This window comes from Xanthobacter versatilis (assembly GCF_043193975.1).
Lineage (GTDB): Bacteria > Pseudomonadota > Alphaproteobacteria > Rhizobiales > Xanthobacteraceae > Xanthobacter > Xanthobacter autotrophicus_E.
This window is the reverse complement of the sequence record NZ_JBAFVB010000002.1, coordinates 705,306-729,930: the sequence shown is the minus strand read 5'-3', so window position 1 is coordinate 729,930 and position 24,625 is coordinate 705,306. Positions and strand designations below refer to the sequence as shown.

General features: G+C 68.4%; 22 protein-coding genes. 6 read left to right on the top strand and 16 right to left on the bottom strand.

Translation table 11 applies throughout. The features are described 5' to 3' along the window. Positions 1 to 198 precede the first annotated feature (198 nt). From cysS to V5F66_RS06960, 4 genes are all read left to right on the top strand, one after another. Complete coding sequence (gene cysS, locus V5F66_RS06975; protein ID WP_012116687.1) at positions 199 to 1,587, top strand: cysteine--tRNA ligase; 1,389 nt, start codon at positions 199 to 201, stop codon at positions 1,585 to 1,587. Further along, positions 1,584 to 2,078, top strand: a complete 495-nt coding sequence (locus V5F66_RS06970) for a GNAT family N-acetyltransferase (protein ID WP_012116686.1) — start codon at positions 1,584 to 1,586, stop codon at positions 2,076 to 2,078. The genes cysS and V5F66_RS06970 overlap by 4 nt, the downstream gene beginning before the upstream one ends. Then, the gene (gene cimA, locus V5F66_RS06965; RefSeq protein ID WP_394093532.1) at positions 2,075 to 3,688 is read left to right on the top strand and encodes a citramalate synthase; all 1,614 of its coding nucleotides are present in this window, start codon (positions 2,075 to 2,077) and stop codon (positions 3,686 to 3,688) included. Before V5F66_RS06970 ends, cimA begins: the two co-directional genes overlap by 4 nt. Positions 3,689 to 3,859: 171 nt before the next feature. Next, complete coding sequence (locus tag V5F66_RS06960; protein WP_394093531.1) at positions 3,860 to 4,339, top strand: DoxX family protein; 480 nt, start codon at positions 3,860 to 3,862, stop codon at positions 4,337 to 4,339. Between the two features lie 127 nt (positions 4,340 to 4,466). Here V5F66_RS06960 and V5F66_RS06955 read toward each other — a convergent pair whose 3' ends face one another. After that, complete coding sequence (locus V5F66_RS06955) at positions 4,467 to 5,642, bottom strand: CaiB/BaiF CoA transferase family protein (RefSeq protein WP_012116683.1); 1,176 nt, start codon at positions 5,640 to 5,642, stop codon at positions 4,467 to 4,469. 240 nt (positions 5,643 to 5,882) lie between these two features. Continuing rightward, a complete protein-coding gene (locus tag V5F66_RS06950) occupies positions 5,883 to 7,076 on the bottom strand; it encodes an acyl-CoA dehydrogenase (RefSeq protein WP_394053773.1) in 1,194 nt (397 codons plus the stop codon). A 160-nt stretch (positions 7,077 to 7,236) separates the two neighbouring features. On the opposite strand from V5F66_RS06950, the gene V5F66_RS06945 reads away from it, so the two are divergent. Continuing rightward, positions 7,237 to 7,887 (top strand): TetR/AcrR family transcriptional regulator, encoded by a 651-nt coding sequence (locus V5F66_RS06945; protein ID WP_394093530.1) that lies wholly within the window; start codon positions 7,237 to 7,239, stop codon positions 7,885 to 7,887. 69 nt (positions 7,888 to 7,956) lie between these two features. Here the strand turns inward: V5F66_RS06945 and V5F66_RS06940 are convergent, their stop codons facing one another. From V5F66_RS06940 to V5F66_RS06885, 12 genes are all read right to left on the bottom strand, one after another. Further along, the gene (locus V5F66_RS06940; RefSeq protein ID WP_012116680.1) at positions 7,957 to 9,024 is read right to left on the bottom strand and encodes a CobW family GTP-binding protein; all 1,068 of its coding nucleotides are present in this window, start codon (positions 9,022 to 9,024) and stop codon (positions 7,957 to 7,959) included. Positions 9,025 to 9,098: 74 nt separating this feature from the next. Continuing rightward, a complete protein-coding gene (locus V5F66_RS06935; protein ID WP_394093529.1) occupies positions 9,099 to 10,064 on the bottom strand; it encodes a metal ABC transporter substrate-binding protein in 966 nt (321 codons plus the stop codon). Between the two features lie 12 nt (positions 10,065 to 10,076). Continuing rightward, entirely contained in the window at positions 10,077 to 10,949 is an 873-nt protein-coding gene (locus tag V5F66_RS06930) for a metal ABC transporter permease (protein WP_012116678.1), read from the bottom strand. Positions 10,950 to 11,187: 238 nt separating this feature from the next. After that, positions 11,188 to 11,928 carry a metal ABC transporter ATP-binding protein gene (locus tag V5F66_RS06925; RefSeq protein WP_394053769.1) on the bottom strand — a complete coding sequence of 247 codons (741 nt, stop codon included), beginning with the start codon at positions 11,926 to 11,928 and terminating at the stop codon, positions 11,188 to 11,190. Beyond that, positions 11,925 to 12,182, bottom strand: coding sequence for a hypothetical protein (locus tag V5F66_RS06920; protein ID WP_394005364.1), 258 nt, complete (start codon positions 12,180 to 12,182; stop codon positions 11,925 to 11,927). The genes V5F66_RS06925 and V5F66_RS06920 overlap by 4 nt, the downstream gene beginning before the upstream one ends. Before the next feature lie 101 nt (positions 12,183 to 12,283). After that, positions 12,284 to 14,074 (bottom strand): allophanate hydrolase, encoded by a 1,791-nt coding sequence (gene atzF, locus V5F66_RS06915; protein WP_394093528.1) that lies wholly within the window; start codon positions 14,072 to 14,074, stop codon positions 12,284 to 12,286. 187 nt (positions 14,075 to 14,261) lie between these two features. Continuing rightward, complete coding sequence (locus tag V5F66_RS06910; protein WP_394093527.1) at positions 14,262 to 14,492, bottom strand: hypothetical protein; 231 nt, start codon at positions 14,490 to 14,492, stop codon at positions 14,262 to 14,264. 94 nt (positions 14,493 to 14,586) lie between these two features. Then, positions 14,587 to 15,456: a formyltetrahydrofolate deformylase gene (gene purU, locus V5F66_RS06905; protein WP_012116674.1), complete on the bottom strand. Its 870-nt coding sequence runs from the start codon at positions 15,454 to 15,456 to the stop codon at positions 14,587 to 14,589. 98 nt (positions 15,457 to 15,554) lie between these two features. Further along, positions 15,555 to 16,160, bottom strand: a complete 606-nt coding sequence (locus V5F66_RS06900) for a sarcosine oxidase subunit gamma (RefSeq protein WP_394093526.1) — start codon at positions 16,158 to 16,160, stop codon at positions 15,555 to 15,557. After that, positions 16,153 to 19,122: a sarcosine oxidase subunit alpha family protein gene (locus V5F66_RS06895; RefSeq protein ID WP_394093525.1), complete on the bottom strand. Its 2,970-nt coding sequence runs from the start codon at positions 19,120 to 19,122 to the stop codon at positions 16,153 to 16,155. The genes V5F66_RS06900 and V5F66_RS06895 overlap by 8 nt, the downstream gene beginning before the upstream one ends. Then, on the bottom strand, positions 19,119 to 19,391 hold the full coding sequence (locus tag V5F66_RS06890; protein WP_394005370.1) for a sarcosine oxidase subunit delta: 273 nt from the start codon (positions 19,389 to 19,391) through the stop codon (positions 19,119 to 19,121). The genes V5F66_RS06895 and V5F66_RS06890 overlap by 4 nt, the downstream gene beginning before the upstream one ends. 3 nt (positions 19,392 to 19,394) lie before the next feature. Further along, positions 19,395 to 20,648, bottom strand: coding sequence for a sarcosine oxidase subunit beta family protein (locus tag V5F66_RS06885; RefSeq protein WP_394093524.1), 1,254 nt, complete (start codon positions 20,646 to 20,648; stop codon positions 19,395 to 19,397). 131 nt (positions 20,649 to 20,779) lie between these two features. Here V5F66_RS06885 and V5F66_RS06880 point away from each other — a divergent pair, with 131 nt between their 5' ends. Beyond that, positions 20,780 to 21,742: a LysR family transcriptional regulator gene (locus V5F66_RS06880; RefSeq protein WP_394093523.1), complete on the top strand. Its 963-nt coding sequence runs from the start codon at positions 20,780 to 20,782 to the stop codon at positions 21,740 to 21,742. 87 nt (positions 21,743 to 21,829) lie between these two features. Here the strand turns inward: V5F66_RS06880 and glnT are convergent, their stop codons facing one another. Together glnT and V5F66_RS06870 are read right to left on the bottom strand one after the other, a co-directional pair. Further along, positions 21,830 to 23,191, bottom strand: coding sequence for a type III glutamate--ammonia ligase (gene glnT / locus V5F66_RS06875; protein WP_394000493.1), 1,362 nt, complete (start codon positions 23,189 to 23,191; stop codon positions 21,830 to 21,832). 94 nt (positions 23,192 to 23,285) lie between these two features. Continuing rightward, a complete protein-coding gene (locus V5F66_RS06870) occupies positions 23,286 to 24,623 on the bottom strand; it encodes an FMN-binding glutamate synthase family protein (RefSeq protein ID WP_012116667.1) in 1,338 nt (445 codons plus the stop codon). Positions 24,624 to 24,625 lie beyond the last annotated feature (2 nt).

Below are 24,625 nucleotides of genomic sequence, written 5' to 3'. Positions count from 1 at the left end.
ACGGCCGCCCCGGCCCGAACCATTGTCCCGCGCCATGAACGGTCGGTTTGCCATCACCTGCGCCATTGCGGCGATTATTTGCGGTTAGCCGAAAAGCTGGCCGTGGCCGTCCCTTGCTGCTCCCTTAAGACTTAAGGATCTGGACGCCCCGGCCGGTGCACCGGCACGGCGCACGTGCGCTATTCGGGGGAACGATCCATGGAGCTCAGGCTCTACAATACCTTGACCCGCTCGAAGGACACGTTGCGTCCGCTCGATCCCGCCAACGTGCGCATGTATGTCTGCGGCCCCACCGTCTACGACCACGCCCATATCGGCAATGCGCGGCCGGTGATCGTGTTCGACGTGCTGTTCCGCCTGCTGCGCCGCCTCTATGGCGAAGGCCACGTCAAATACGTCCGCAACATCACCGACGTGGACGACAAGATCAACGCGCGCGCCGCCGAGCGTGGCATCACCATCCGGGATCTCACCGAAGAGACCTACCGCTGGTTCCGCGAGGATACGGCGGCGCTGAACTGCCTGCGGCCCACGGTGGAGCCGCGCGCCACCGAGCACATCGCCGAGATGCGCACCCTCATCGAGAGCCTGGTCGCCTCCGGCCATGCCTATGTGGCGGAAGAGCATGTGCTGTTCCATGTGCCCTCCATGCCGGACTATGGCCGCCTTTCCCGCCGCCCGCTGGACGAGATGGTCGCCGGCGCCCGCGTGGACGTGGCGCCCTACAAGCGCGATCCCATGGACTTCGTGCTGTGGAAGCCGAGCGAGGCCGGCATCCCCGGCTGGCCCTCGCCCTGCGGCATCGCCACCCCCGGCCGTCCCGGCTGGCATATCGAGTGCTCGGCCATGTCGTGGCGCCACCTGGGCGAGACCTTCGACATCCATGGTGGCGGCATCGACCTCGTGTTCCCGCACCATGAGAACGAGATCGCCCAGTCGCGCTGCGCCTTCCACACCGGCGTGATGGCGCAGATGTGGATGCACAACGGCTTCCTGATGCTGGAAGGCGAGAAGATGTCGAAGTCCCTCGGCAACTTCGTCACCATCCGCGAACTGCTCGCCGAATGGCCGGGCGAGGTGCTGCGCCTCGCCATGCTCTCCACCCATTACCGCCAGCCCATCAACTGGACCCGGCAGGGCCTGGGCTTCGCCGCCAAGACCCTGGACAAGTGGTATCGCATCATCGGCGAGGCGGAGGCCGAGACCGGGGAGGGCAATCCGTTCGAGACCGAGATCGCCGACCGGCTCGCCGACGACCTCAACACGCCGTCCGTCATCACCCACCTGCACCATCTTGCGGAAGTCGCCGAGCACGAGGAGGCCTCGTCCGCCCTGCGCCGCCGCTTCAAAGGCGCGGCCAACCTGCTGGGTCTGCTCGGCGATACCGAAACCGGGTGGCGCGCCCGGCAGAAGGAGGCCATCGCTTTGGACGAGGGCGTGATCGCCGGCCTCATCGCCGATCGCCTCGCCGCCCGCAAGGCGAAGGATTTCAAGCGCGCCGACCAGATCCGCGAGGAGTTGGCCGCTCAGGGTGTGGTGCTGATGGACAACAAGGACGGAACCACGAGCTGGGAGGTGTCGCGATGACCGCCGCCAAGCTCTCCCTGCGCCCTTACCTGCCGGCCGATGCGCCGGTTCTGGCGGCCCTGTTCCGTGCCTCCATCGCCGATCTGACCGGCGAGGATTACGACGAAGAGCAGCAGGAAGCCTGGAGCGCGGCAGCCGACGACGAGGACGCCTTCGCGGCCCGCCTTGCCGGTGCGCTCACCCTGGTGGCCCTGCGCGACGGCGCGCAGGTGGGCTTCGTCTCGCTGAAGGACAATGCCCACATCGACCTGCTCTATGTGGCGCCGGACGCCGCCGGCACCGGCGTCGCCCGCGCCCTGTGCGATGCGGTGGAGACGCTGGCCAAGGGCCGCGGCACCCTCAAGCTGACGGTGGACGCCAGCGACACCGCCCTCGGCTTCTTCCAGCACCGCGGCTTTGAGGCCCACCGTCGCAACATGGTGCCGCTGGCCGACACATGGCTCGGCAACACCTCCATGGCCAAGACGCTCGGCGAGGGGGCGGGGCGATGACCACTTCCCAGTCCAGCGCGCGTGAGCGCCTCTACCTTTTCGACACCACCCTGCGCGACGGCGCGCAGACCAACGGGGTGGATTTCACCGTCGCCGACAAGCTGAGGGTGCTCTCGCTCCTCGACCAGCTCGGGGTGGACTATGTGGAGGCCGGTTATCCCGGCGCCAACCCTACGGATACGCAGCTGTTTTCGCAGGAGCATCCGGCCAAGGCGCGCGTCACCGCCTTCGGCATGACCAAGCGGCCGGGCCGCTCCGCCGCCAACGATCCCGGCATCGCCGCGCTGGTCGGGGCCAAGGCGGATGCCATCTGCTTCGTCGCCAAGGCCTCCGCCTATCAGGTGCGGGTGGCGCTGGAGACCACCAAGGAGGAGAACCTCGCTTCCATTCGCGAGAGCGTGCAGGCCGCGGTGGCGGCGGGGCGCGAGGCGCTGGTGGATTGCGAGCATTTCTTCGACGGCTTCAAGGAAGACAGGGACTTCGCCCTCGCCTGCGCCCGCACGGCCTATGAGGCCGGCGCCCGCTGGGTGGTGCTGTGCGACACCAATGGCGGCACCCTGCCCCATGAGGTGGAGGCCATCGTCTCGGAGCTGGTGAAGGTGGTGCCGGGCGGCCACGTGGGCATCCACGCCCACAACGACACCGAGCAGGCGGTAGCCAATTCGCTGGCGGCGGTGCGGGCCGGGGCGCGGCAGATCCAGGGCACGCTCAACGGCCTCGGCGAGCGCTGCGGCAACGCGAACCTGTGCTCCATCATCCCGACCCTGCTGTTGAAGCCGGACTATTCGGCGCACTTCGACATCGGCGTCTCGCGCGCCGCGCTGGCCGACATCGCCAACGTGTCCCGGACGCTGGATGAGATGCTGAACCGGGCGCCGGATCGCCACGCGCCCTATGTGGGCGAGAGCGCGTTTGCCACCAAGGCCGGCATCCATGCCTCCGCCATCCTGAAGGACCCGGCCACCTACGAGCACGTGCCCCCGGAGGCGGTGGGCAACCGGCGCAAGCTGCTGGTGTCCGATCAGGCCGGCAAGTCCAACGTGCTGGCCGAGCTGGAGCGGCTCGGGGTCCCGGTGGAGAAGGCCGACCCGCGCATCTCCCGGCTGCTGGACGAGGTGAAGACCCGCGAGGCGCTGGGCTATGCCTATGAGGCGGCGGACGCCTCCTTCGCCCTTTTGGCGCGTCGCATCCTCGGCAGCGTGCCCGACTTCTTCGACGTGGAGCGCTTCAGCGTGAACGTGGAGCGGCGCTTCAATTCCAAGGGCGAGATGAGCACCGTGGCCGAGGCCATCGTGAAGGTGAAGGTGGGCGAGGAAGTGCTGATCTCCGCCGCCGAGGGCAACGGCCCGGTCAACGCCCTCGACGTGGCGCTGCGCAAGGACCTCGGCAAGTACCAGCCCTTCATCTCCGGCCTGCACCTCACCGACTACCGGGTGCGGGTGCTGAACGGCGGCACCGAGGCGGTCACCCGCGTGCTGATCGAGAGCGCCGACGAGACCGGCGAGCGCTGGACCACCGTTGGCGTCTCCCCCAACATCATCGACGCCTCGTTCGAGGCGCTGATCGATTCCATCACGTGGAAGCTGCTGAAGGAAGGTGCGACGGCCTGAGGGGGCCGCCGCTGCCGGCATGGCGCGAGGCTCCGCGCCTCTGCTCATTCATGCAATGCTGCAAACGCTGCTGTGAAAAACGCCCGGCGTGGCGGAGGTAAGTATTGCGCCACATCAATGTCCATGGGCCTTGGAGGAGCAAAATCCACCTCACGTTATAGATCATCATGGATGATGATTGGTGCAGGTGAGGAGTATGCTTCAATGTCGGTTTCAGATGGAAGATTTGATGTGACAAATCCGATCGTTGTTGTCCGTCTGACGACCGGTTTGTTCTATTTTCCACACGCCATCTCGAAGATCGTCGGCTTTGCGGGGGCGGTGGGCTTCTTCACGAAGGCTGGCTTTCATCCGCCGGAAGCCTTCGTGGTCCTGTCCGTCACCATGGAGCTGATCTGCGCCGTGGGCCTGACCTTCGGAGTGTTCACCAAGTATCTGGGTGTGGTTTCCGCCGGCCTCATGGTGGTCGCCGCCTATGCCATCGTGGCGGTGTACGGTCTCGGCTGGTTCTGGGCCGGGCACGGTATCGAATATCTGGTGTTCTGGGGCGTGGCGTCGCTGGCGGTGGCACTCGATGCCTGGAACAAGAACCCCGGCATCTTCGGCCTGTTTGCGTGGCCTCTGCGGAAGGTGAAGCCCGTCGCGGCCTGAGGGCGGAGATCTTTCATCAGAACGGGGGACGACGCCTGTGCGCCGTCCCCTTTTGCGTCCCGGTTCTTTGTTGCGTCTCGGTCTTGCAGGTCGAACGCCACCGGAAATGAATGCGGCGGCGGGAGGCTCAGCCCTTCGCCAGCGCCTTGAGTGCCGCCAGCACGGCCTGCGTATCGGCACCGAGGCGCGGGCTGGCGGCCTTGGCCACCTGCCGCTCGCCGTCGAGCACGATAGGGCTCGCCACCGCCGGGATGGTGCCGCCGCCGGCCTCCTTCAGGTCCACGCGCAGGCCGCGGGCCTTCACTTGCGGATCGTCGAACACCTGCGCCACCGTGTTGATGGGGCCGGCAGGCACCCCCTTCGCCTCCAGCGCGGCGAGCAGGTCGTCGCGCCTGAAGGCGGCGGTCAGCGCTGACAGCTGCGGCACCAGCGCGGCGCGGTGGGCGACGCGAGCGGGGTTGGTGCCGAAATCGGCCTCCTGCGCCAGCTCCGGCGCGCCGAGCACGGCACAGAAACGGGCGAACTGGCCGTCATTGCCCACGGCGGCGATGAAATAGCCGTCCGCGCAGGGGAAGACCTGATAGGGCACGATGTTGGGATGGGCATTGCCCATGCGCCTGGGGGCCTTGCCGGAGGTGAGGTAGTTCATGGCCTGGTTGGCCAGCACGCCCACCTGGGTGTCGAGCAGCGCCATGTCCACATGGCCGCCGGTGCCAGTCTCCTCCCGCCGACGCAGGGCGGCGAGGATGCCCACGGTGGCATAGAGGCCGGTGAAGATATCGGCGAAGGCGACCCCCACCTTCTGCGGCTCGCCCTCCGGCGCGCCGGTGAGGTCCATGATGCCGCCCATGCCCTGCACCAGGAAGTCGTAGCCGGCGCGCGGCGCATAAGGGCCGTCCTGGCCGAAGCCGGTGACCGAGCAATAGACGAGGCGCGGGTTCTCCGCCTTCAGGCTCGCGTAGTCGAGGCCGTATTTCTTGAGGCCGCCCACCTTGAAGTTCTCGATGACCACATCGCTCTGGCGGGCCAGCGCGCGGATGGTCTCCTGTCCCTCCGCGGTCTCGAAATCCACCGCCACCGAGCGCTTGCCGCGATTGGTGGCATGGAAATAGGCGGCGCCGAGATCGGCCCCGTCCTCCCCCGTCAGGAAGGGCGGGCCCCAGGTGCGGGTATCGTCGCCGCCGCCGGGGCGCTCCACCTTGATGACCTCGGCGCCGAGATCGGCGAGCAGCTGCCCGCACCAGGGACCTGCGAGGATGCGGGCAAGTTCAAGGACGCGAAGGCCGGCGAGGGGAGGGGACATGGCGGGGCTCGTTCTGGCGCGGGGTCGTTCCAAAGCCATTGTCATGGCCGGACTTGATCCGGAGGTCGGCTGTTGCCGACTTCCGTCCCTGAGAACGAAACCCGCAAACATGCGGGTTTCGGCGATCCACGCGGTCGGGCCGGGGTCCCTATAGGACGCGCGGTGCCAGGCGGCGGGACGTGGATGCCCGGGTCAAGCCCGGGCATGACGGTGGTTCTGGAGGGGGAGGCCTCCCACTCCTCAGAAGAACGCCTGGATGCCGGTGATGCCGCGGCCGAGGATCAGCGCGTGGATGTCGTGCGTGCCCTCATAGGTGTTCACGGTCTCAAGGTTCGCGGCGTGGCGGATGACGTGGAATTCGGCGGAGATGCCGTTGCCGCCGTGCATGTCGCGGGCGGTGCGGGCGATGTCCAGCGCCTTGCCGCAATTGTTGCGCTTGATGAAGGAGATGGTCTCCGGCGGCAGGCGGCCTTCCTCGAACAGCCGGCCGACGCGCAGGCAGGCCTGCAGGCCGAAGGCGATGTCGGTGGCCATGTCCGCCAGCTTCTTCTGCACCAGCTGGGTGGCGGCCAGCGGCTTGCCGAACTGCTTGCGGTCCAGCGTGTATTGCCGGGCCTGGGCGAAGCAGGCCTCCGCCGCGCCCATGGCGCCCCAGCCGATGCCGTAGCGCGCCCGGTTGAGGCAGCCGAACGGGCCGGCAAGGCCGGACACGTTGGGCAAAAGGTTCTCTTCGGGGATCTCCACGTCCTCCAGCACGATCTCGCCGGTGATGGAGGCGCGCAGCGAAAGCTTGCCCTCGATCTTGGGGGTGGAGAAGCCCTTCATGCCGCGCTCCACCACGAAGCCGCGGATGGCATTGTCGTGGGCCGCCGACTTCGCCCACACCACCGCGAGGTCGGCGATGGGCGAATTGGTGATCCACATCTTGGCGCCGTTCAGGCGATAGCCGCCGTCGATCTTCTCGGCGCGGGTGCGCATGCCGGCGGGATCGGAACCCGCATCCGGCTCGGTGAGGCCGAAGCAGCCGATCCACTCGCCGGTGGCGAGCTTCGGCAGATACTTCTGGCGCTGCGCCTCGGTGCCATAGGCGAAGATGGGGTGCATGACGAGGGAGGACTGCACGCTCATGGCCGAGCGGTAGCCGCTGTCCACACGCTCCACCTCGCGCGCGGCAAGGCCGTAGGACACATAGCCGAGGCCCGCGCCGCCGTATTCCGCAGGGATGGTGGGGCCGAGCAGGCCCAATTCGCCCATCTCGTTCATGATCTCGCGGTCGAACCGCTCCTCCAGATAGGCGGAGGTGACGCGGGGCAGCAGCTTCTCCTGCGCATAGTCGCGCGCGGTGTCGCGCACCAGCCGCTCGTCCTCGGTGAGCTGGCCGTTGAGGTCGAAGGGGTCGGTCCAGTCGAACACGGGCTTGGTGGCGGCTGCCATTGGGTGCGTCTCCCGCTGCGAGCCCGGCCGGTGAGCGCGGGCTCCATTTACATTCCATCCAGTCGGTATATAATTATCTTGCCTCAGTCAAGGGAGCGGACCGCTGCAGGACGAACTGAAAAAAGTGCCGGTGGCCGAGACCGCGCCGGAGACCGCACCCTTGCCGCCACGCCGTCGCGGGCGCCCGCCCAAGATCGCGGGGCCTGGCGGCGCCGCCGCGCGGCTGGGCCGCCCGCCGCTCATGGCAGACCCGCGCGCAGAGATCCTGCGCCAGGCGGCGCAGCTGTTCGCGCAAAAGGGCTATGTGGAAAGCTCGCTCAACGAGCTGGCCGCCGCCATGAACTATTCCAAGGGCGCCATCTACAATTACTTCTCCTCCAAGCAGGAGATCTACGATGCCATCATCATCTTCACCCTGACCGGCCTCTACGAAACCGCCGCCAAGGCTGTGAACGAGGCCGATCCGCCGGTGGAGCGCCTCAAGCAGTTCATGATGGCCCACGCCCGCTTCCTGGCGGACAATTACGATTGCTTCGTCACCATGCTGGTGGGGTTCTCCGGCATGGCCAACAGCGGCCTCAAGGACGATGCCCTCGCCCTGCGCGATGCCCATGAGGGCCTGCTGCGGCGGATCCTCCAGGCCGGCGTCGCGGACGGCTCGTTCCGGGAGGTGAGCGCCGCCATGACCGGCCGCGCGGTGCTCTCGCTGCTGAGCTGGATGGTGCGCTGGTTCAAGCCCGACGGCGGCAAATCCGCCGAGGAGGTGGCACTGGAGTATCACGACCTGCTGGTGCGCGGCCTGATGGCCTGAGGGCGCTGAAATGAACAAGGCCCGCGGGGATGCCGCGGGCCTTGTTGCATTCTGGAACCGTGCGAGCGATCACGCCGCGCAGGACAGGAAGCCGTCCTCCAGCGCCTTGCGATCAAGCTTGCGGCCGATGAAGACGATGCGGCTCACGCGCTTCTCGTCGGCCTTCCACGGGCGCTGGTGATCGCCGTCGAGGATCATGTGCACGCCCTGGAACACGAAGCGGTCCGGGTCGTTGGCGAACGACAGGATGCCCTTGGAGCGCAGGATGTTCGGCCCTTCGGTGGCCACCAGATTCTGCACCCAGGGGAAGAACTTGTCCGGGTTCAGCTCCTTCTCGGTGGAGAAGGCGACCGACTGCACCTCGTCATCATGCACCGCCTTTAGGCCATGGTGATGATGATCGTGCGCGTGATCGTGGCCGTGATCATGGTCGCAGCCGCAGTCCGGCCCGTGCTCATGGTCGTGATGGTGGTGGTCGTCGTCCTCGAGGAAGGCGGGCTCCAGCTCCAGGATGCGGTCGAGGTCGAAGGCGCCCTGGTTCAGGACTTTGGCGATGTCGATCTCCGACTTCGTGGTGCGGTAGAGCTTGGCATAGGGGTTGATGCCGCGGATGCGGGCTTCCACCTGGTCAAGCTCCGCGCCGGTGACGAGATCGGTCTTGTTGAGCAGGATCACGTCGGCGAAGGCCACCTGGTTCTTGGCTTCGGGAGCGTCCTTCAGCCGGTCGGAGAGCCACTTGGCGTCGGCCACGGTGACCACGGCGTCGAGGCGGGTCTTGGCCTGCACTTCCTCGTCCACGAAGAAGGTCTGGGCCACGGGGGCCGGGTCGGCAAGGCCGGTGGTCTCGACGATGATGCCGTCGAAGCCGCCCTTGCGGCGCAGCAGGCCGTCGATGACGCGGATGAGATCGCCGCGCACGGTGCAGCAGATGCAGCCGTTATTCATCTCGAACACTTCCTCGTCGGCGCCCACCACGAGGTCGTTGTCGATGCCGATCTCGCCGAACTCATTGACGATGACCGCGAATTTCTTGCCGTGGGGCTGCGAGAGGATGCGGTTGAGCAGCGTCGTCTTGCCGGCGCCCAGATAGCCGGTGAGCACGGTGACGGGGATCTTCTCGGCCTGCGTTTCAGCCATGGCATTCACCTGATGTCGGGCGGCGGCCGGAGGGCTCTCCGGCCGCCGCGATTTGAAAACCGGAACTGTGGCGCTCAGCTCGCCAAAGCGGCGGAAAGCTCGCGCACGTTGGAGTGCATCATGTCGATGTAGGTGCTCGCCGGGCCTTTGTCATCGGAGAGGGCGTCGGAATAGAGCGTGCCGCCCACCTTGGCGCTGGTTTCCTTGGCGATGCGCTGCATCAGGCGCGGGTCGGTGATGTTCTCCACGAACACGGCGGGGATCTTCTGCGCCTTGATCTGGCGGATGATGCGCGCCACGTCCTTGGCCGAGGCCTCACTTTCGGTGGAGACGCCCTCGGGCGCCACCAGCACCACGCCATAGGCCTCGCCGAAATAGCCGAAGGCGTCGTGGGAGGTGATGATGCGGCGCTGCTCGGCCGGGATGCGGGCCAGCGCCGCCTTCACCTCGGTCTCCAGGGCGTCGAGCTTGGCGGTATAAGCGGCTGCGTTGGCGGTGTAGGCGTCGCGGCCGTCGGGATCGGCGGCGATCAGGCCGTCGCGCACGTTGGCCACATAGACCTTGGCGTTGGCGATGGACTGCCAGGCGTGGGGATCGATGCCGCCGTGGTCGTGGCCATGCTCCTCCTTGGCGTGCTTGTCCTTGCCCTTCGGCTTCTCGTCCTCGTCATGGTCGACGAAGCCGGTGCGCGGCGTGATGCCCTGGGTGGCGACCACGATGGGCGCCTTGGTGCCGGACGCCTTGATGAGGCGGTCGAGCCAGCCCTCGAAGCCGAGGCCGTTCACGAACACCACCTTGGCGGCGGTGACCGCCTTCGCGTCGGCGGGGGTCGGCTGGTAGACGTGGGCATCGCCATTGGGGCCGACGATGGTGGTGACGGCCACCCGGTCGCCGCCCACCTGCTTCACGAAATCCCCGAGGATGGAGAAGGAGGCCACCACCGGCAGCTTCTGGGCGGGGGCGGCGGCACCCTGCGCCAGGGCCGGGCTGGCAAGCGCGAGGCCGGCAAGTGCGCCGAGGACGATACGTCTGTTCAGCATCAGGTTTTCCCTTCAGGCTTCGAGATGGCGGCCCGGAACGAGGCGGGTGACAAGCCCGCCGATGGGGCCGAAAACCACGGCAGCGGCGTAGGCAAGGCCCGCCACCAGGATGATGGAGGGGCCGGACGGCGTGCCCAGGTGGTAGGAGACCAGCAGGCCGATGGTGCCGGCCGCGAACGCGATGACCGTGGAGAGGGTCACCAGCGCGGTGAGGTCGCGCACAAAGAAGCGCGCGGTGGCGGCGGGCAGCATCATCAGCCCCACCGACAGCAGGGTGCCCAGCGCGTGGAAGCCGCCCACCAGGTTCATCACCACCAGCGACAGGAAGGCGATGTGGCTCACCCCGCCGGCCCGGCTCACCGAGGCGAGGAAGGTGGGGTCCACGCACTCCAGCACCAGCGGCCGCCAGATGAAGGCGAGTGTCACCAGCGTGAGCGTGGTGATGGAGGCGATGAGGATCAGCGTGGCGTCGTCGATGCCCAGCACGGTGCCGAACAGCACGTGCAGCAGGTCCACGTTGGAGCCCTTCAGCGACACGATGAGCACGCCGAGCGCCAGCGAGATCAGGTAGAAGGCCGCGAGCGAGGCGTCCTCCTTCATGCCGGTGGCCCGGGCCACCACGCCGGCGCCCACCGCCACCAGAAGCCCGGCGGCGAGCCCGCCGGCAGTCATGGCGTAGAGGTTCAGCCCGGCGAACAGGAAGCCGATGGCGGCGCCGGGGAGGATGGCATGGGCCATGGCATCCCCCGTCAGCGACATGCGCCGGAGCATGAGGAAGGCGCCGAGCGGCCCCGCCCCCAGCGCCAGCGCGAACACGCCGGCCAGCGCCCGCCGCATGAATTCGAACTCCGTGAACGGAGCGATGAGCACGTCGTAAGGGTTCATTCTCGTCTCTGTCGGTGCCACGGCCGAGGCGGTGGCGGGGCATCGCACGCGCGTGCCGGGAGGGCAGAAGTGTCAGGCGCGCGGCGATGGCTCGCCGCGATCGAAGGGGCATGGTCCCTTTGCTTGGCCGGGAGGCCGAGGGTCCGGTTGGGGGCTGAAACCGGACCGGGGTTGGACAGCCTTTTCCCGGCTCCCGGCCAAGCAAAGGGCCGGCGATAAACGTGCGGTGCGGGCGCGCTCAGGCCGCGTCGGAACAGTCCGGGGCATCCTCCCGCCAGGCTTCGCCCATGCGGCGCGCCTTAAGCAGGTTCTCCGCGCCCAGCGCTTCCGAGGTCGGGCCCCAGGCCACCGGGGTCCGGGCCAGGAGCAGCGTCTCAGGGAAGGTGGTGCGGACCAGATCGAAATCGTGCAGCACCGCGATCACCGTGCGCTTCTCGCCGTGCCAGCGCCGCACCAGGTCCACGAGGTCGGACACGGTCTTGGCGTCGAGGGCGGTGAAGGGCTCGTCCAGAAGGATCACGCGGGCGTCCTGCAGTAGCAGGCGGGCGAACAGGGTGCGCTGCATCTGCCCGCCGGACAGCGTGCCGATGGGGCGCGCCTCGAAGCCCTCCAGGCCCACGGCGGCGATGGCACCGGCGATGTGCTGCCGGTCGGCGCGGCCGATGCCGCCGAACAGGCCGGCGCGCCGCCACAGGCCCATGGACACCATGTCGTAGACATTGATGGGGAAGCTGCGGTCGATCTCGGCGCCCTGCGGCAGGTAGGCGATGTCGCGCGGGGAGACGCCGTGGAGGTCGATGGCGCCGCCGAGCGGCTTAAGCGCGCCGCAGATGCCCTTCAGCAGGGTGGATTTGCCGGCGCCGTTGGATCCGCACACGGCGAGCAGCGCGCCCTCGCGCACATCGCCCGACAGGTGATGGACGGCGGGGTGGCGCTCATAGCCGAGGGTCAGGTTGCGGAAGGAGATCTGGGCGGTCACGGCTCGCTCCCCACCACGAGGGAGACGACGGTCCACAGCACCGCCAGCAGCGTGCCGGCGATGGCGAGGCGGGCGAGAAGGGAGAGCCGCAGCACCGAGGCGCCGATGCGCACCTCCGGCCGTCGGGACGTCGGCCGGGCGGGGGCCGCATGGGAGTGGCCCGAGTGGGAGTGGCCGGATTGCTCGTCATGCCCGTGCGCCGGGTTCGGAGCGGGGGGCGCGACGGTGGCATCGACGGCGGAGGAAAGGGCCATGGAACCTGCCGGAAAGTGGTTCAACGGCGCTCTTGATACAGTGTATCAGTCACCCTGTCCAGCAGGCTCACGCGTTCGTGCCTTGGCCTTGGGGCAGGTCCTCAGGCGGTCTGCGCCGCCGCCATGAAGGCGCGGAAGCCGCCGTGCGCGGTGATGTCCTCAGCGCCCTCGAGGGCGGCCGCCTCGGCAAGGAAGCCGGCCACGCGCGAGCCGTCCGCCAGTTCCACCTGCCCAAGCCCGAGGGGGGCGGGAATGGTGGCGAGCAGCTTCCCGACGCCCTCGAAAGGCAGCGACCAGATCTCGCCTTCCAGAACCGCGCCGTCCGCCTTCACCCGCACCACGCCGGGGCGCGCCACGGCACCGGGCAGGCGCTTCATGCGATAGGTGGGGGCAGTGGTCGCGGTGCGCACGAAGCGCCCGCCCATGGCTTTCAGATCCCCGTTCAGCGCCATGCCGGAGAGGTGGGCGCCGAAAACCAGGATGTCGAGACGGCCCGGCTCTGCCGCCACCGGCAGGGGCGCGAGGGGCGGGGCGGGGGCGTGGCTCGCCCCCAGCGGCAGGTCGCCGGCGCCCACGAAGGCCCGGCCCAGCGCCGCCATCTGCGCGTCCTTGCCGGCCGGCGCCAGCAGGGTGACGCCATAGGGCACGCCGGTGGGCGCAATGGCGGCCGGCACGGCGATGCCGCAGAGGTCCATGAGGTTCACGAAATTGGTGTAGGTGCCATTGCGCGAATTGAGGCGCACCGGATCGGCCAGCACCTCCTCCACCGTGTAGGCGGAGGGCGCAGTGGGCAGCAGCAGGCCGTCGATGGCGGCGAGCACCGGGGCCACCTTCGCCCTGAGTTCCTTCAGCCGGTAGGTGGCGCGGAAGGCGTCGGCGGCGCTGGCCTTGCCGCCCGGCTCGGTGATGGCGCGGGTGACGGGATGCAGTGCCTCGGGCGTGGTGGTGAGCAGCTCCTCCGCCACGATCCAGCGCTCCGCCACCCAGGGGCCTTCATAAAGCAGGCGGGCGGTCTCGGCGAAGGGGGAAAAATCGATCTCCTTCAGCGTCGCGCCGATGGCCTTGAAGCGGGCGAGGGCCGCCTCATAGGCGGCTGCGGCATGGGCATCGCCGAAGAACTCGCGCTGCGCGTGCGGCAGCACGCCGAGCACGAAGGACGGCGGCGCGGCGGCAAGCGGGCCGACCGGCAGGTCGCGGGACCAGGCATCCTGCGGGTCGAAGCCGGAGATCACGTCCAGCACCGCCATGGCGTCATCCACCGTGAGGGCGAAGATGGAGATGCAATCCAGAGTCTTGCAGGCGGGCACGAGGCCGGTGTTGGGCACGAGGCCGAGGGAAGGCTTCAGCCCCACGATGTTCTGCAGCATGGCCGGCACCCGGCCGGAGCCGGCGGTGTCGGTGCCGAGCGACACCGGCACGATGCCCGCCGAAACCGCCGACGCCGAGCCGGAGGACGAGCCGCCGGGCACCAGCGCCGGATTGAAGGCGTTGCGCGGGATGCCATAGGGCGAGCGCACGCCCACGAGGCCGGTGGCGAACTGGTCCAGATTGGTCTTGCCGATGATGAGCGCGCCCGCCGCCTTCAGCCGCGCCACGGCGGTGGCGTCGTGCTCGGGCGTATAGGCGAAGGCGGGGCAGGCGCAGGTGGTGGGCAGGCCGGCCACGTCGATATTGTCCTTCACCGCCACCGGGATGCCATAGAGGGGCAGGGCGGTGTCGCCCTTCGCGTCCAGGGCGGCGGCTTCCGCCAGCACATCGGCTTCCGCACGCAGGGTGATGAACATCGCCGGATCGTCCTGCACCGCGATGCGGGCATAGACGGCGCGCACCGTGTCGGTCACCGAGCGGGCGCCCGACCTGTGGGCGGAAAGGAGGCTGGCGAGGGTCTGCATGCTCTAACCCGTGTTCGACCGCACCGCGCGGCGTGCAAGGCCTAGCAGGAAACGCGCCATGTGTATGCAATTTTCTATTTAATATTAAATATTATATAGTTATGTAAATTTTGTGGCTCTGAAAAAGTCCGTACAGGCCGTCATAGGGCCGCTATCAAAGCATCATTTGCCTATAAAAGAGGCGCTTTCAGCGCGTCGGGTCGACTGCCGGGAGCTGGCTGTCGGTGGGCGACATGGTCCGCCCGGGAGGGGCATCGGGGGATACGGTCAGAGGCGGCGGGTTGCCACTCGGGGAGGTGATGCTTTCCGGAGCGGTTTCGCTGGGCTCGAGCGTGCCGCGATTGGAGAAGACGTTCGCCGCGAACAGGGCGAGGACGAGAACGAAAGCCGCGGCGACAAGCACGCCATTGCGGGGCATGGGGTTCTCCCTGGTGGTGGATCTCCCCTGTTCAACGCCCCCGGGCGGCCGGTGGTTTCCCTACCGGCCGCCTTTGGGTCTCTTGGAAGGGCGGTCAGTCGCGGAACACCACGGTGCGCGAACCGTTCAGCAGCACCCGGTCCTGCAGGTGCCAGGAGATGGCGCGGGCGAGCACCCGGCGCTCGATGTCGCGGCCCTTGCGCACCAGGTCTTCGGGGGAATCCTGGTGGGAGATGCGCTCCACGTCCTGTTCGATGATCGGCCCCTCGTCGAGATCCGAGGTCACGTAGTGCGAGGTGGCGCCCATCAGCTTCACGCCGCGCGCGTGGGCCTGGTGATAGGGCTTGGCGCCCTTGAAGCCGGGCAGGAACGAGTGGTGGATGTTGATGCACTTGCCCGAGAGCTTCGCGGTGAGCCCGTCGGACAGCACCTGCATGTAGCGCGCGAGCACGGCCAGCTCCGAGCCGGACGACTGGAAGATCTCCCAGATCTTCGTTTCCTGCTCCAGCTTGGTGGCCTTGGTCACCGGCAGGTGATGGAAGGGGATGCCGTCGAAATCGAGATGGGCATAGGTCTCGCGCGGGTGGTTGGAGATGATGCCGGTGATATCCATGGGGATCTCGCCGATGCGCCAGCGGTAGAGCAGGTCGGCGAGGCAATGGTCGAACTTGGAGGCCAGCAGCAGCACCCGGCGCTTCTCAGCCTTGGGCCGCAGCGTCCAGTTCAGCGCGAAGCCCTCGGCCACGGCGGTGAAGCCCTCGCGGATCTCGGACAGGCTCGCCTCGCTCGCCACCACGTTGAACACCACGCGCATGAAGAAGCGGTTGGTTTCAGTGTCGTCGAACTGCTGGGCCTCGAGGATGTTGCAGCCCTTCTCGAACAGGAAGGTGGACACCCCCGCCACGATGCCCGGCTTGTTCGGGCAGGAGAAGGTGAGGATGAAATGATCGCTCGGCGTGGTCATTGGGATGCGTCTTTGGCTGGCGCGCCGCGCGCCGGGGCGTGGGCGGTCGCGTGAGGAAAGGTGAGGGGCGAAGGGATGTCGCGCGCGCCGCGCTGCGGTCAACCTCGTCCGGTGCCGGAAAGCGCGAAGCCGAACTCGGCCGCGCTCTCTGTCAGCCAGCGCAGGAAGGCGGGCGCGAACGAGCGCCCCACGGCGAAGCGGAAGGTGGCGGCATCGCGCTGCCAGAAGGTGACGCCCACGTGCGACACGGTGGTGGTGGCCGCATCGCCGGCCGCAAAGGCGGTTGGGTCGAGGTCCACCATGACGCCCTTGGCCATCGCCGCGCGGGCTTTCTCGCCGCACACGTCGAGGATGAGATTGGCGTCGCTCTGGTCGGTGACGGCGGCAAGGCTAGGCGCCATGGCGGAAAGCCGCGCCACGAGGTCCGCCCCACTCATGGCTTCGGCGAGGATGAGCCAGCGGCCGGGGCCGGTGCCCACCGCCTCCAGCCCCGCGCCGGAGCTGACGCACGGCCCGTCGGCCAAAGGCAGGCCCGCCGCCGCGCAGGCGGCGATGAGGCGGGCGGTGGCGCCCTTGCGGGCCACCAGGGTGGCGGCGGCAACGGGCTCGACCGCGCGCGCAGTGACGCCGGCGGCGCCCTCCGGGCCGTAGTGCCCCGCCGGCACGAGGCGGGTGGGGGCGATGTGTTCCAGCAGGTCAGACACGCTGCTTCTCCCCTTGCGGGTCAATGAATGCGGGAGAGCACACCTCGACCTCGATGTCACCGCCCCGCAGCGGGTCAAAGGCGCGCACCTTCTCGCCCATGCGCTCCGGCCCGCGTTTCAAAAGGCCGAGGCCGATGTAGTGGCCGAGGGTGGGTGAGAAGGCGGTCGAGGTCATGTAGCCCTCGTCGTTCTCGGTCGACGCCGCCGCGCCGGCTTTCAGGAAATGGGCGCCGGCGCGCAGCCGTGCGGTGCGGTCCACCGGCTTGAAGCCGACGAAGCTGGGCCGGTCCGGGTCGGTGAAGGCGGGCCGCCCGGCCATCACCCGGCCGATATAGTCCTTCTTGGTGGACGCCATCTTGCCGAGGCCGAGATCGCGCGCCGAGGTCTGGCCCGTCAGCTCGCTGCCGGAGACATGGCCCTTCTCGATGCGCAGCACGCCCAGCGCCTCCACACCATAGGGCGTGATGCCGAAGGGCGCGCCCGCCGCCATCAGCGCCTGCATGAGCGCCGGGCCGTGGCGGGCCGGCACCGCGATCTCGTAGCCCAGCTCCCCGGAGAAGGAGAGGCGGAAGATGCGCGCCTGAACGCCGCCCATCACCGTGCCCTGCGCCGCCCCCATGAAGGGGAGGCCGGCATTGGACACATCCAACCCATCCACGATCTTGGCCAGCACCTCGCGGGAGCGCGGCCCGGACACGGCGATCTGCGCCCATTGCTCGGACACCGAGGCGAGGCACACATCCAGCTCCGGCCACAGCACCTGCAGGCAGAATTCCAGATGCTGGTAGACCTTGGCGGCGTTGGCCGTGGTGGTGGTCATCACATAATGGTCGTCGGCGAGGCGTGCGGTGGTGCCGTCGTCCATGACCAGGCCGTCCTCGCGCAGCATCACGCCGTAGCGCGCCTTGCCCACGGCCAGCGTCGAGAACATGTTGATGTAGACGCGATCGAGCAGCATGCCCACGTCCGGGCCCTGAAGGTCGATCTTGCCGAAGGTGGATACGTCGATGACGCCCACGCTTTCACGCGTGGCTTTCACCTCGCGGTTCACGCTTTCCAGCCAGTCCTTTTCACCGGGCTTGGGGAAATAGGCGGCGCGCATCCACAGGCCGGTTTCCACGAAGACCGCGCCCTGCGCTTGCGCCCACGCGTGGGTCGGGGTGGGACGGGCCGGCTTGAAGTCGATGCCGCGATGGTGGCCGGCCAGCACGCCCAGCGCCACCGGCGTGTAGGGCGGGCGGAACACGGTGGTGCCGGTGGCGGGAATGCCTTTTCCGGTCAGCTCCGCCATCACCGCGAGACCGGCCATGTTGGAGGTCTTGCCCTGATCGGTGGCCATGCCCAGCGTGGTGTAGCGCTTCAGCAATTCCACCGCGCGGAAGCCTTCGCGGTGGGCGAGGGCCACGTCTTTGGCGGTCACGTCGTTCTGCTGGTCCACGAAGGCTGGACCGCCCTTTGACCCCTTGCCCTTCACATGGAAGACCGCCTTGAAGCCGGTGGGCGTGCCCTCCGCCTGCGGGGCCTGCGCCGGGGATGCGGCGAAGCCGGCGTCGGAGGCGGCCGCTGCGCCGAGCCGGGTGCCCTCGGCGAGGATGTCACCAAGACCGAACGTGCCTGCCGCAGCGCCCGCCACCGCCATGCCCGGCGGCACCGCGCCGGGGACGAAGGCGGCGATGTCCTCGCGCCACACTGGCTTGCCGCCCAGATGGCAGGTGAGGTTGAGGTTGGGCGTTGCGCCACCCGACACGCCGAGGGCTTCCACCGCCAGCGTCTCGCTGCCGCGCGGGGTGCGCACGGTGACGGATGTCAGGCACTTGCCGGAGGTAGCCACCACCTCGCCCTCGGTGATGAGGCGCACGCCCAGCGCCTTCGCCCGTGCCGCCAGCGGTTCGGTCAAAGCCGGGCGCACGTCGATGATGGCGTCGAGCTTCAGGCCCGCTGCCGCCGCATCGAGGGTGGCGGCCACCGCATGGTCGTTGGTGGAGAAGACGGCGGCATTGGCCCCCGCGCCCGCGCCGTAGCGGGTGGCGTAGGTGGCGAGCGCCAGCGCCGACATGACGCCCGGCCGGTCGTTGCCGGGGAACACGATGGGTCGGTCGAAGGCGCCCGCCGCCAGCACGCAGCGCTTGGCCACGATCCGCCACAGGCGCTGGCGCGGCTGGAAGGGCAGGGGGGCGGGCAGATGATCGCTCACCCGCTCCACGGCGCCATATTCGCTGCCGTCATAGGCGCCGAACACGGTGGTGCGCGGCATGAGCCGCACATTCGGCAGGCTCGCCAGCTCGTCCTCTGCCCGCGCCACGAAATCGAGGGCGGAACCGCCATTGATCACCGCCCGCTCGGAGAGCAGCCGGCCACCGAGGCGGAAGTCTTCGTCCGCGAGGATCACCCGCGCGCCGGAACGCGCCGCCGCCAGCGCCGCCGTAAGGCCGGCCGCGCCGGAGCCGATGACGAGCACGTCGCAGAAGGCGGTGGCCTTCTCATAATGGTCCGGGTCTGGCGCGTTGGCGGCGCGGCCGAGGCCCGCGGCGCGGCGGATCACCGGCTCGTAGACCTTTTCCCAGAACGCGGCGGGCCACATGAAGGTCTTGTAGTAGAAGCCCGCGCCGAGGAAGGGCGACACCAGCCGGTTCACGCTCAGCGCGTCGAAATCCAGCGAGGGCCAGCGGTTCTGGCTCGCGGCTTCGAGCCCGTCGTAAAGCTCCACCGTGGTGGCGCGGGTGTTGGGCTCGCGCCGGGCGCCGGTGCGCAGCTCCACCAGAGCGTTGGGCTCCTCGGACCCCGCCGTCACCACGCCGCGCGGGCGGTGATACTTGAACGAGCGGCCGACGAGCCGCACGCCGTTGGCGAGCAGCGCCGAGGCCAGCGTATCGCCGGGATGGCCAGTGAAGGTCTTGCCGTCGAAGGCGAAGGAGAGGGTGCGGCTGCGGTCGATGAGGCCGCCATGGGCGAGGCGGGTCATCGTGCACTCTCCCCGGCTTCGGCGAAGGCCACGGCGATGATGGCGTGAGTGCGGGTGTCCCGCGTCACCTTCAGCCAGCGCCGGCAGCCGGCGGAATGGTACCAGAACTCGTCCATGGGTCCGGCCGGATTGTCCCGCTCATAGACATAAGAATGGAAAGCCGCGGCCGCGTCGGGGGCCGAGGGATCGGGACGGGTCGGCGCCGCGTCGCCCAGATAGGCGAATTCGTGGGAGGAGCGCGCGCCGCAATAGGGACAGGTGATGCGCATGGGTCAGTGCAGGTTCGGCTGGGCGCCGACCCCCTTCTCATCGATGATGTGGCCGGAACGGAAGCGGTCGAGGCGGAAGGCGGCGTTGAGGACGTGAGCCGCGTCCTTCGCGATGGTGTGGGCAAAGCACCAGCCGGAGGCCGGCGTCGCCTTGAAGCCCCCGTAGTTCCACCCCGTGTTGAGGTAGAGGCCCGGCAGCGGTCCCACGTCGATGATGGGCGAGCCGTCCATGGACATGTCCACGAGCCCGCCCCAGGCCCGCAGCATGCGCAGCCGGCCGATGAGGGGCATCACCGCCATGCCACCCTCGGCCACGTCCTCCACCACCGGCAGGTTGCCGCGCTGGGCGTAGGAATTGTAGCCGTCGATGTCGCCGCCGAAGACGAGGCCGCCCTTGTCGGACTGGCTGACGTAGAAATGCCCCATGCCGAAGGTGATCACCCCCGGCACCAGCGGCTTCAGCCCTTCCGAGACGAACGCCTGCAGCGCATGGCTCTCGATGGGCAGGCGCAGGTCCAGCAGGCGGGTGAGGCGGGAGGTCGAGCCGGCCACCGCAAGGCCCACCTTGCCGGCTCGGATGGAACCGCGCGTGGTCTCCACGCCCACCACCGCATCGCCCTCGCGGATGAAGCCGGTGACCTCGCAATTCTGCACGATATCCACGCCCAGCCGGTCGGCGGCGCGGGCATAGCCCCACACCACGGCATCGTGGCGCGCGGTGCCGGCGCGGGCCTGCATCAGCCCGCCCTTGATGGGGAAGCGCGAATTGTCGAAATCGAGGAAGGGACAAAGCGCGCGCACCTGCTCGCGGTCGAGCAGCTGCGAGTCGGCGCCGGCAAGGCGCATGGCGTTGCCGCGCCGGGCATAGGCGTCGCGCTGGCCGTCCGAGTGGAACAGATTGATGATGCCGCGCTGGGAGACCATGGCGTTGTAGTTGAGGTCCTGCTCCAGGCCCTCCCACAATTTCATGGACCATTCGTAGAACGGCTCGTTGCCGGGCAGCAGGTAGTTGGAGCGGATGATGGTGGTGTTGCGCCCGGCATTGCCGGAGCCGATGTGCGCCTTCTCCAGCACCGCAATGTTGCGGATGCCGTGCTCCTTGGCGAGATAATAGGCGGTGGCGAGGCCATGGCCGCCGCCGCCCACGATGATCACCTCATAGGCGGGCTTGGGCGTGGCATCCCGCCATGCGGGCTTCCACCCGGTCTGGCCGGTGAGCGCATTGGCGATGAGGCTGAGGACGGAATAGCGGGACATCGTTCACTCGCTTGGGGCACTCGGAAGGGGCGCTGGCTTCCGGACCCCTCGTAAGCCTCTATACCGTGCCGTCGAACGAGGATTAATATAAATCCTGCTTATAGTGTGACCCTGAGCCTCGGACCGGCCTTGTGCGCGAGCTTTTTCCTTTCGATCTGAAGACGCTGGAGATCTTCCTCGCGGTCTGCGAAGCCGGCGCCATGGCCGGGGCGGCGCGGCGGCTCGGGATCACCCAGCCGGCGGTGTCGCAGGCGGTGGCGGAGCTGGAGGGGCGCATGGGCGTCGCCTTGTTCGATCGCAGCGTGCGGCCACTGGGGCTCACGGCGGCGGGCGGGGTGCTGCGGCAGAAGGCGAGCGCGCTGCTCTCCGAGGCGCGGCAGATCGTGCCCGCTTTGAAGGAGACCGAGCATGGCCGCCTGCCGCTGATCCGCGCCGGGCTGGTGGATTCGCTCTCCCGCGCCCTGTCGGCGCCGCTGGCCGGGCGTCTGTCCGGCGTGGCGGAGGAGGTGTCGCTGCTGGCGGGCCTCACCGCCTCCCACGCCAGTGCGCTGCTGTCGCGCCAGCTCGACCTTCTGGTGGGCGTGGACGAACTGGCCGACATCGAGGGGCTGGAGCGCTTCCCCCTCTTCACCGAGCCCTATGTGCTGCTGCTCCCGGCCGGCGAGGCCGCCCCGGCGCGGGTGGAGGATCTGGCGCGGCTCGTCCGCCGCCTGCCGCTGGTGCGCTTCTCGGCGCGGTCCAAGACCGGCATCGAGGTGGAACGGCATTTGCGGCGCCTCAAGCTCGATTTGCCGCGCCGGCTGGAGTTCGACACGCCCTATGGCGTTACGGCAACGGTGGCGGCGGGGGAGGGCGTGGCGGTGACGACCCCGCTCTGCCTGTTTGAGGCTGGGGTGGATTTTGCCAACTTTTCCTGCGCGCCTTTACCGGGGCCTGCCGTCTCGCGCAGCCTCACCTTGATCGCGCGGCGGCAGGAACTGGGGCGGGTGCCGCGCGAGGTCGCCGCCTTCTGCCGGGAGGCGTTGGAGGCAGACGTTCTGCCGGGCCTTCGGGCCGCATTGCCGTGGCTGGAGACGCTGGCGACCGCCGAATAAGTACGGTTCTGCGGGACCCGCCGTGCCAACGACAAAGGCCCCGGAGCTGCCTCCGGGGCCCGTCGCGAGCGGGAGCTATTCCGCAGCTCAGATGTCCAGCGTGTTGTCCCGCTCCCACTGGGTGAGGTGGCGGGAATAGGCGTTCCATTCCTCGTGCTTCAGCTTGAGATAGCCGGTGACGAAGGGCTGGCCCAGCCGCTCGCCCAGCACGCGGGACTTTTCCAGCGCGCGCAGGGCGTCGAGCATGTTCAGGGGCAGGCGCTTGGCGCCCTTCACCTTGTGCCCGTCCGTGTACATGTTGATGTCGAGGCGCTTGCCCGGATCGCGCTGGTTCTCGATGCCGTCGAGGCCCGCCGCCGTGAGGCCCGCCTGGAGCAGGTAGGGGTTCGCCGCGCCGTCGGCGAGGCGGAATTCGAACCGGCCGGCGTCCGGAATGCGGATCATGTGGGTGCGGTTGTTGCCGGTGTAGGTCACCGTGTTCGGCGCCCAGGTGGCCCCGGAGATGGTGCGCGGAGCGTTGATGCGCTTGTAGGAATTCACCGTGGGATTGGTGATGGCGCACAGCGCGTCCGCATTGTGGATCAGCCCGCCGATGAAATGGTAGCCGAGCTGCGAGACGCCCAGCTCGCCCTTGGGATCGGAGAAGGCATTCTTGCCCTTCGACCACAGCGAGACATGGGCATGGCAGCCCGAGCCGGTGAGGTTGATGAAGGGCTTGGGCATGAAGGTGGCGCGCAGGCCATGCTGTTCCGCGATCGACTTCACCATGTACTTGAAGAAGACGTGGCGGTCGGCGGTGAGCAGGGCGTTGTCATAGTTCCAGTTCATCTCGAACTGGCCGTTGGCGTCCTCGTGGTCGTTCTGGTAGGCGCCCCAGCCGAGCTTGATCATGGCATCGCAGATGTCCTTGATGACATCATAGCGGCGCATGAGGGCGGACTGGTCGTAGCAGGGCTTTTCCGCAGTATCCGACGTATCGGAGATGCCCTTGCCGTCCGGCGTGATCAGGAAATACTCGCACTCCACGCCGGTCTTCACCTCGTAGCCCAGCGCTGCGGCGGCGGCGAGCTGGCGCTTCAGAACGGTGCGCGGGCCCTGCGCCACTTCCTCGCCGCCCATGTAGAGGTCTGCGGCGAGCCAGCCGATTTCCTCTTTCCACGGCAGCTGGATGAGGCTGGTGGGGTCAGGCACCGCGAACAGGTCCGGGTCGGCCGGCGACATGTCGAGCCAGGTGGCGAAGCCGGCAAATCCGGCGCCTTCCTTCTGCATGGGGCCGATGGCCGAAGCGGGCACGAGCTTGGCCCGCAGGCCGCCGAACAGGTCCACGTAGGAGATGAGGAAATACTTGATGCCGCGTTCCTTGGCGATCTTGGCAAGGTCGAGGCTCACCTTGGCGGAGACGGAGGCGCGCCCTTCCGCCTCCCGTGCGAATTCGGTTCTGCTGGTCATGGGTTCGATCCCTGGCAGGAAGGTCTTGGATGTTCAGGATTTTTATGGCGGCCGCGCCGGTCGAGCGGCGCGGCCGAAGTCAGGAAAACGCGGCTCAGTAGCCGCCGTTGCGGCCCGGGATCCACGAGGTGCCGGCCAGCGGCACGCCGGCCATGGCGGCGGCCTCCACCGTGAGGGCGACAAGGTCCTCCGGCTCCAGATTGTGCACGTGGCTCTTGCCGCAGGCGCGGGCGATGGTCTGCGCCTCGAGTGTCATCACCGACAGGTAATTGGCGAGGCGACGGCCGGCCTTCACCGGATCGAGCCGGGCGGAGAGCACCGGGTCCTGGGTGGTGATACCGGCGGGGTCGAGGCCCTCGTGCCAGTCGTCATAGGCCCCGGCGGTGGTGCCGAGCGCCTGGTATTCGTCCTCCCACTGGGGATCGTTGTCGCCCAGCGCCACGAGGGCCGCCGTGCCGATGGCCACCGCGTCGGCGCCCAGCGCCAGCGCCTTGGCCACGTCCGCGCCGGAGCGGATGCCGCCCGAAACGATGAGCTGCACCTTGCGATGCATGCCGAGATCCTGCAGCGCCTGCACCGCCGGGCGGATGGCGCCGAGGATAGGCAGGCCCACGTTCTCGATGAACACGTCCTGGGTGGCCGCGGTGCCGCCCTGCATGCCGTCGAGCACCACCACGTCCGCCCCCGCCTTCACCGCCAGCGCGATGTCGTAATAGGGGCGGGAGGCGCCGACCTTCACGTAGATGGGCTTTTCCCAGTCGGTGAGCTCGCGCAGCTCCTCGATCTTGATCTCAAGATCGTCCGGGCCGGTCCAGTCCGGATGGCGGCAGGCCGAGCGCTGGTCGATGCCCTTGGGCAGGTTGCGCATGGCGGCGACGCGATCGGAGATCTTCTGGCCCAGCAGCATGCCGCCGCCGCCGGGCTTGGCGCCCTGGCCGATGACGATCTCGATGGCGTCCGCCTTGCGCAGGTCCACCGGGTTCATGCCATAGCGCGACGGCAGGTACTGGTAGACCAGGGTCTGCGACTGGCCGCGCTCTTCCGGCGTCATGCCGCCGTCGCCGGTGGTGGTGGAGGTGCCCACCGTCGTGGCGCCGCGGCCCAGCGCTTCCTTGGCCTGGGCCGAGAGCGCGCCGAAGCTCATGCCGGCGATGGTCACCGGGGTCTTCAGGGTGATGGGCTTCTTGGCGAAGCGGGTGCCGAGCACCACCTCGGTTCCGCACTTCTCGCGATAGCCTTCCAGCGGATAGCGCGACATGGAGGCGCCGAGGAAGAGCAGGTCGTCGAAGTGGGGCACCTTGCGCTTGGTGCCGCCGCCACGGATGTCATAGATGCCGGTGGCCGCCGCGCGGCGGATCTCGGCCAGCGTCGCCGGATCGAAGGTGGCCGAGAAGCGGGGCGGGGTGCGAGGCACGTTGGAATGAGCGGTCATCG

Bases quoted from the DNA above. Each gene is read 5' to 3' on its own strand.
- V5F66_RS06890 (WP_394005370.1), bottom strand. From the start codon at position 19,391: ATGCGCATCACCTGTCCCTATTGCGGCGCGCGCTCCTCCCACGAATTC.
- V5F66_RS06940 (WP_012116680.1), bottom strand. From the start codon at position 9,024: ATGGCTGAAACGCAGGCCGAGAAGATCCCCGTCACCGTGCTCACCGGC.
- purU (WP_012116674.1), bottom strand. From the start codon at position 15,456: ATGACCACGCCGAGCGATCATTTCATCCTCACCTTCTCCTGCCCGAAC.
- V5F66_RS06885 (WP_394093524.1), bottom strand. From the start codon at position 20,648: ATGTCCCGCTATTCCGTCCTCAGCCTCATCGCCAATGCGCTCACCGGC.
- atzF (WP_394093528.1), bottom strand. From the start codon at position 14,074: ATGCAGACCCTCGCCAGCCTCCTTTCCGCCCACAGGTCGGGCGCCCGC.
- V5F66_RS06895 (WP_394093525.1), bottom strand. From the start codon at position 19,122: ATGACCCGCCTCGCCCATGGCGGCCTCATCGACCGCAGCCGCACCCTC.
- V5F66_RS06910 (WP_394093527.1), bottom strand. From the start codon at position 14,492: ATGCCCCGCAATGGCGTGCTTGTCGCCGCGGCTTTCGTTCTCGTCCTC.
- V5F66_RS06930 (WP_012116678.1), bottom strand. From the start codon at position 10,949: ATGAACCCTTACGACGTGCTCATCGCTCCGTTCACGGAGTTCGAATTC.
- cysS (WP_012116687.1), top strand. From the start codon at position 199: ATGGAGCTCAGGCTCTACAATACCTTGACCCGCTCGAAGGACACGTTG.
- V5F66_RS06970 (WP_012116686.1), top strand. From the start codon at position 1,584: ATGACCGCCGCCAAGCTCTCCCTGCGCCCTTACCTGCCGGCCGATGCG.
- V5F66_RS06920 (WP_394005364.1), bottom strand. From the start codon at position 12,182: ATGGCCCTTTCCTCCGCCGTCGATGCCACCGTCGCGCCCCCCGCTCCG.
- V5F66_RS06935 (WP_394093529.1), bottom strand. From the start codon at position 10,064: ATGCTGAACAGACGTATCGTCCTCGGCGCACTTGCCGGCCTCGCGCTT.
- glnT (WP_394000493.1), bottom strand. From the start codon at position 23,191: ATGACCAGCAGAACCGAATTCGCACGGGAGGCGGAAGGGCGCGCCTCC.
- V5F66_RS06870 (WP_012116667.1), bottom strand. From the start codon at position 24,623: ATGACCGCTCATTCCAACGTGCCTCGCACCCCGCCCCGCTTCTCGGCC.
- V5F66_RS06955 (WP_012116683.1), bottom strand. From the start codon at position 5,642: ATGTCCCCTCCCCTCGCCGGCCTTCGCGTCCTTGAACTTGCCCGCATC.
- V5F66_RS06960 (WP_394093531.1), top strand. From the start codon at position 3,860: ATGATGATTGGTGCAGGTGAGGAGTATGCTTCAATGTCGGTTTCAGAT.
- V5F66_RS06950 (WP_394053773.1), bottom strand. From the start codon at position 7,076: ATGGCAGCCGCCACCAAGCCCGTGTTCGACTGGACCGACCCCTTCGAC.
- cimA (WP_394093532.1), top strand. From the start codon at position 2,075: ATGACCACTTCCCAGTCCAGCGCGCGTGAGCGCCTCTACCTTTTCGAC.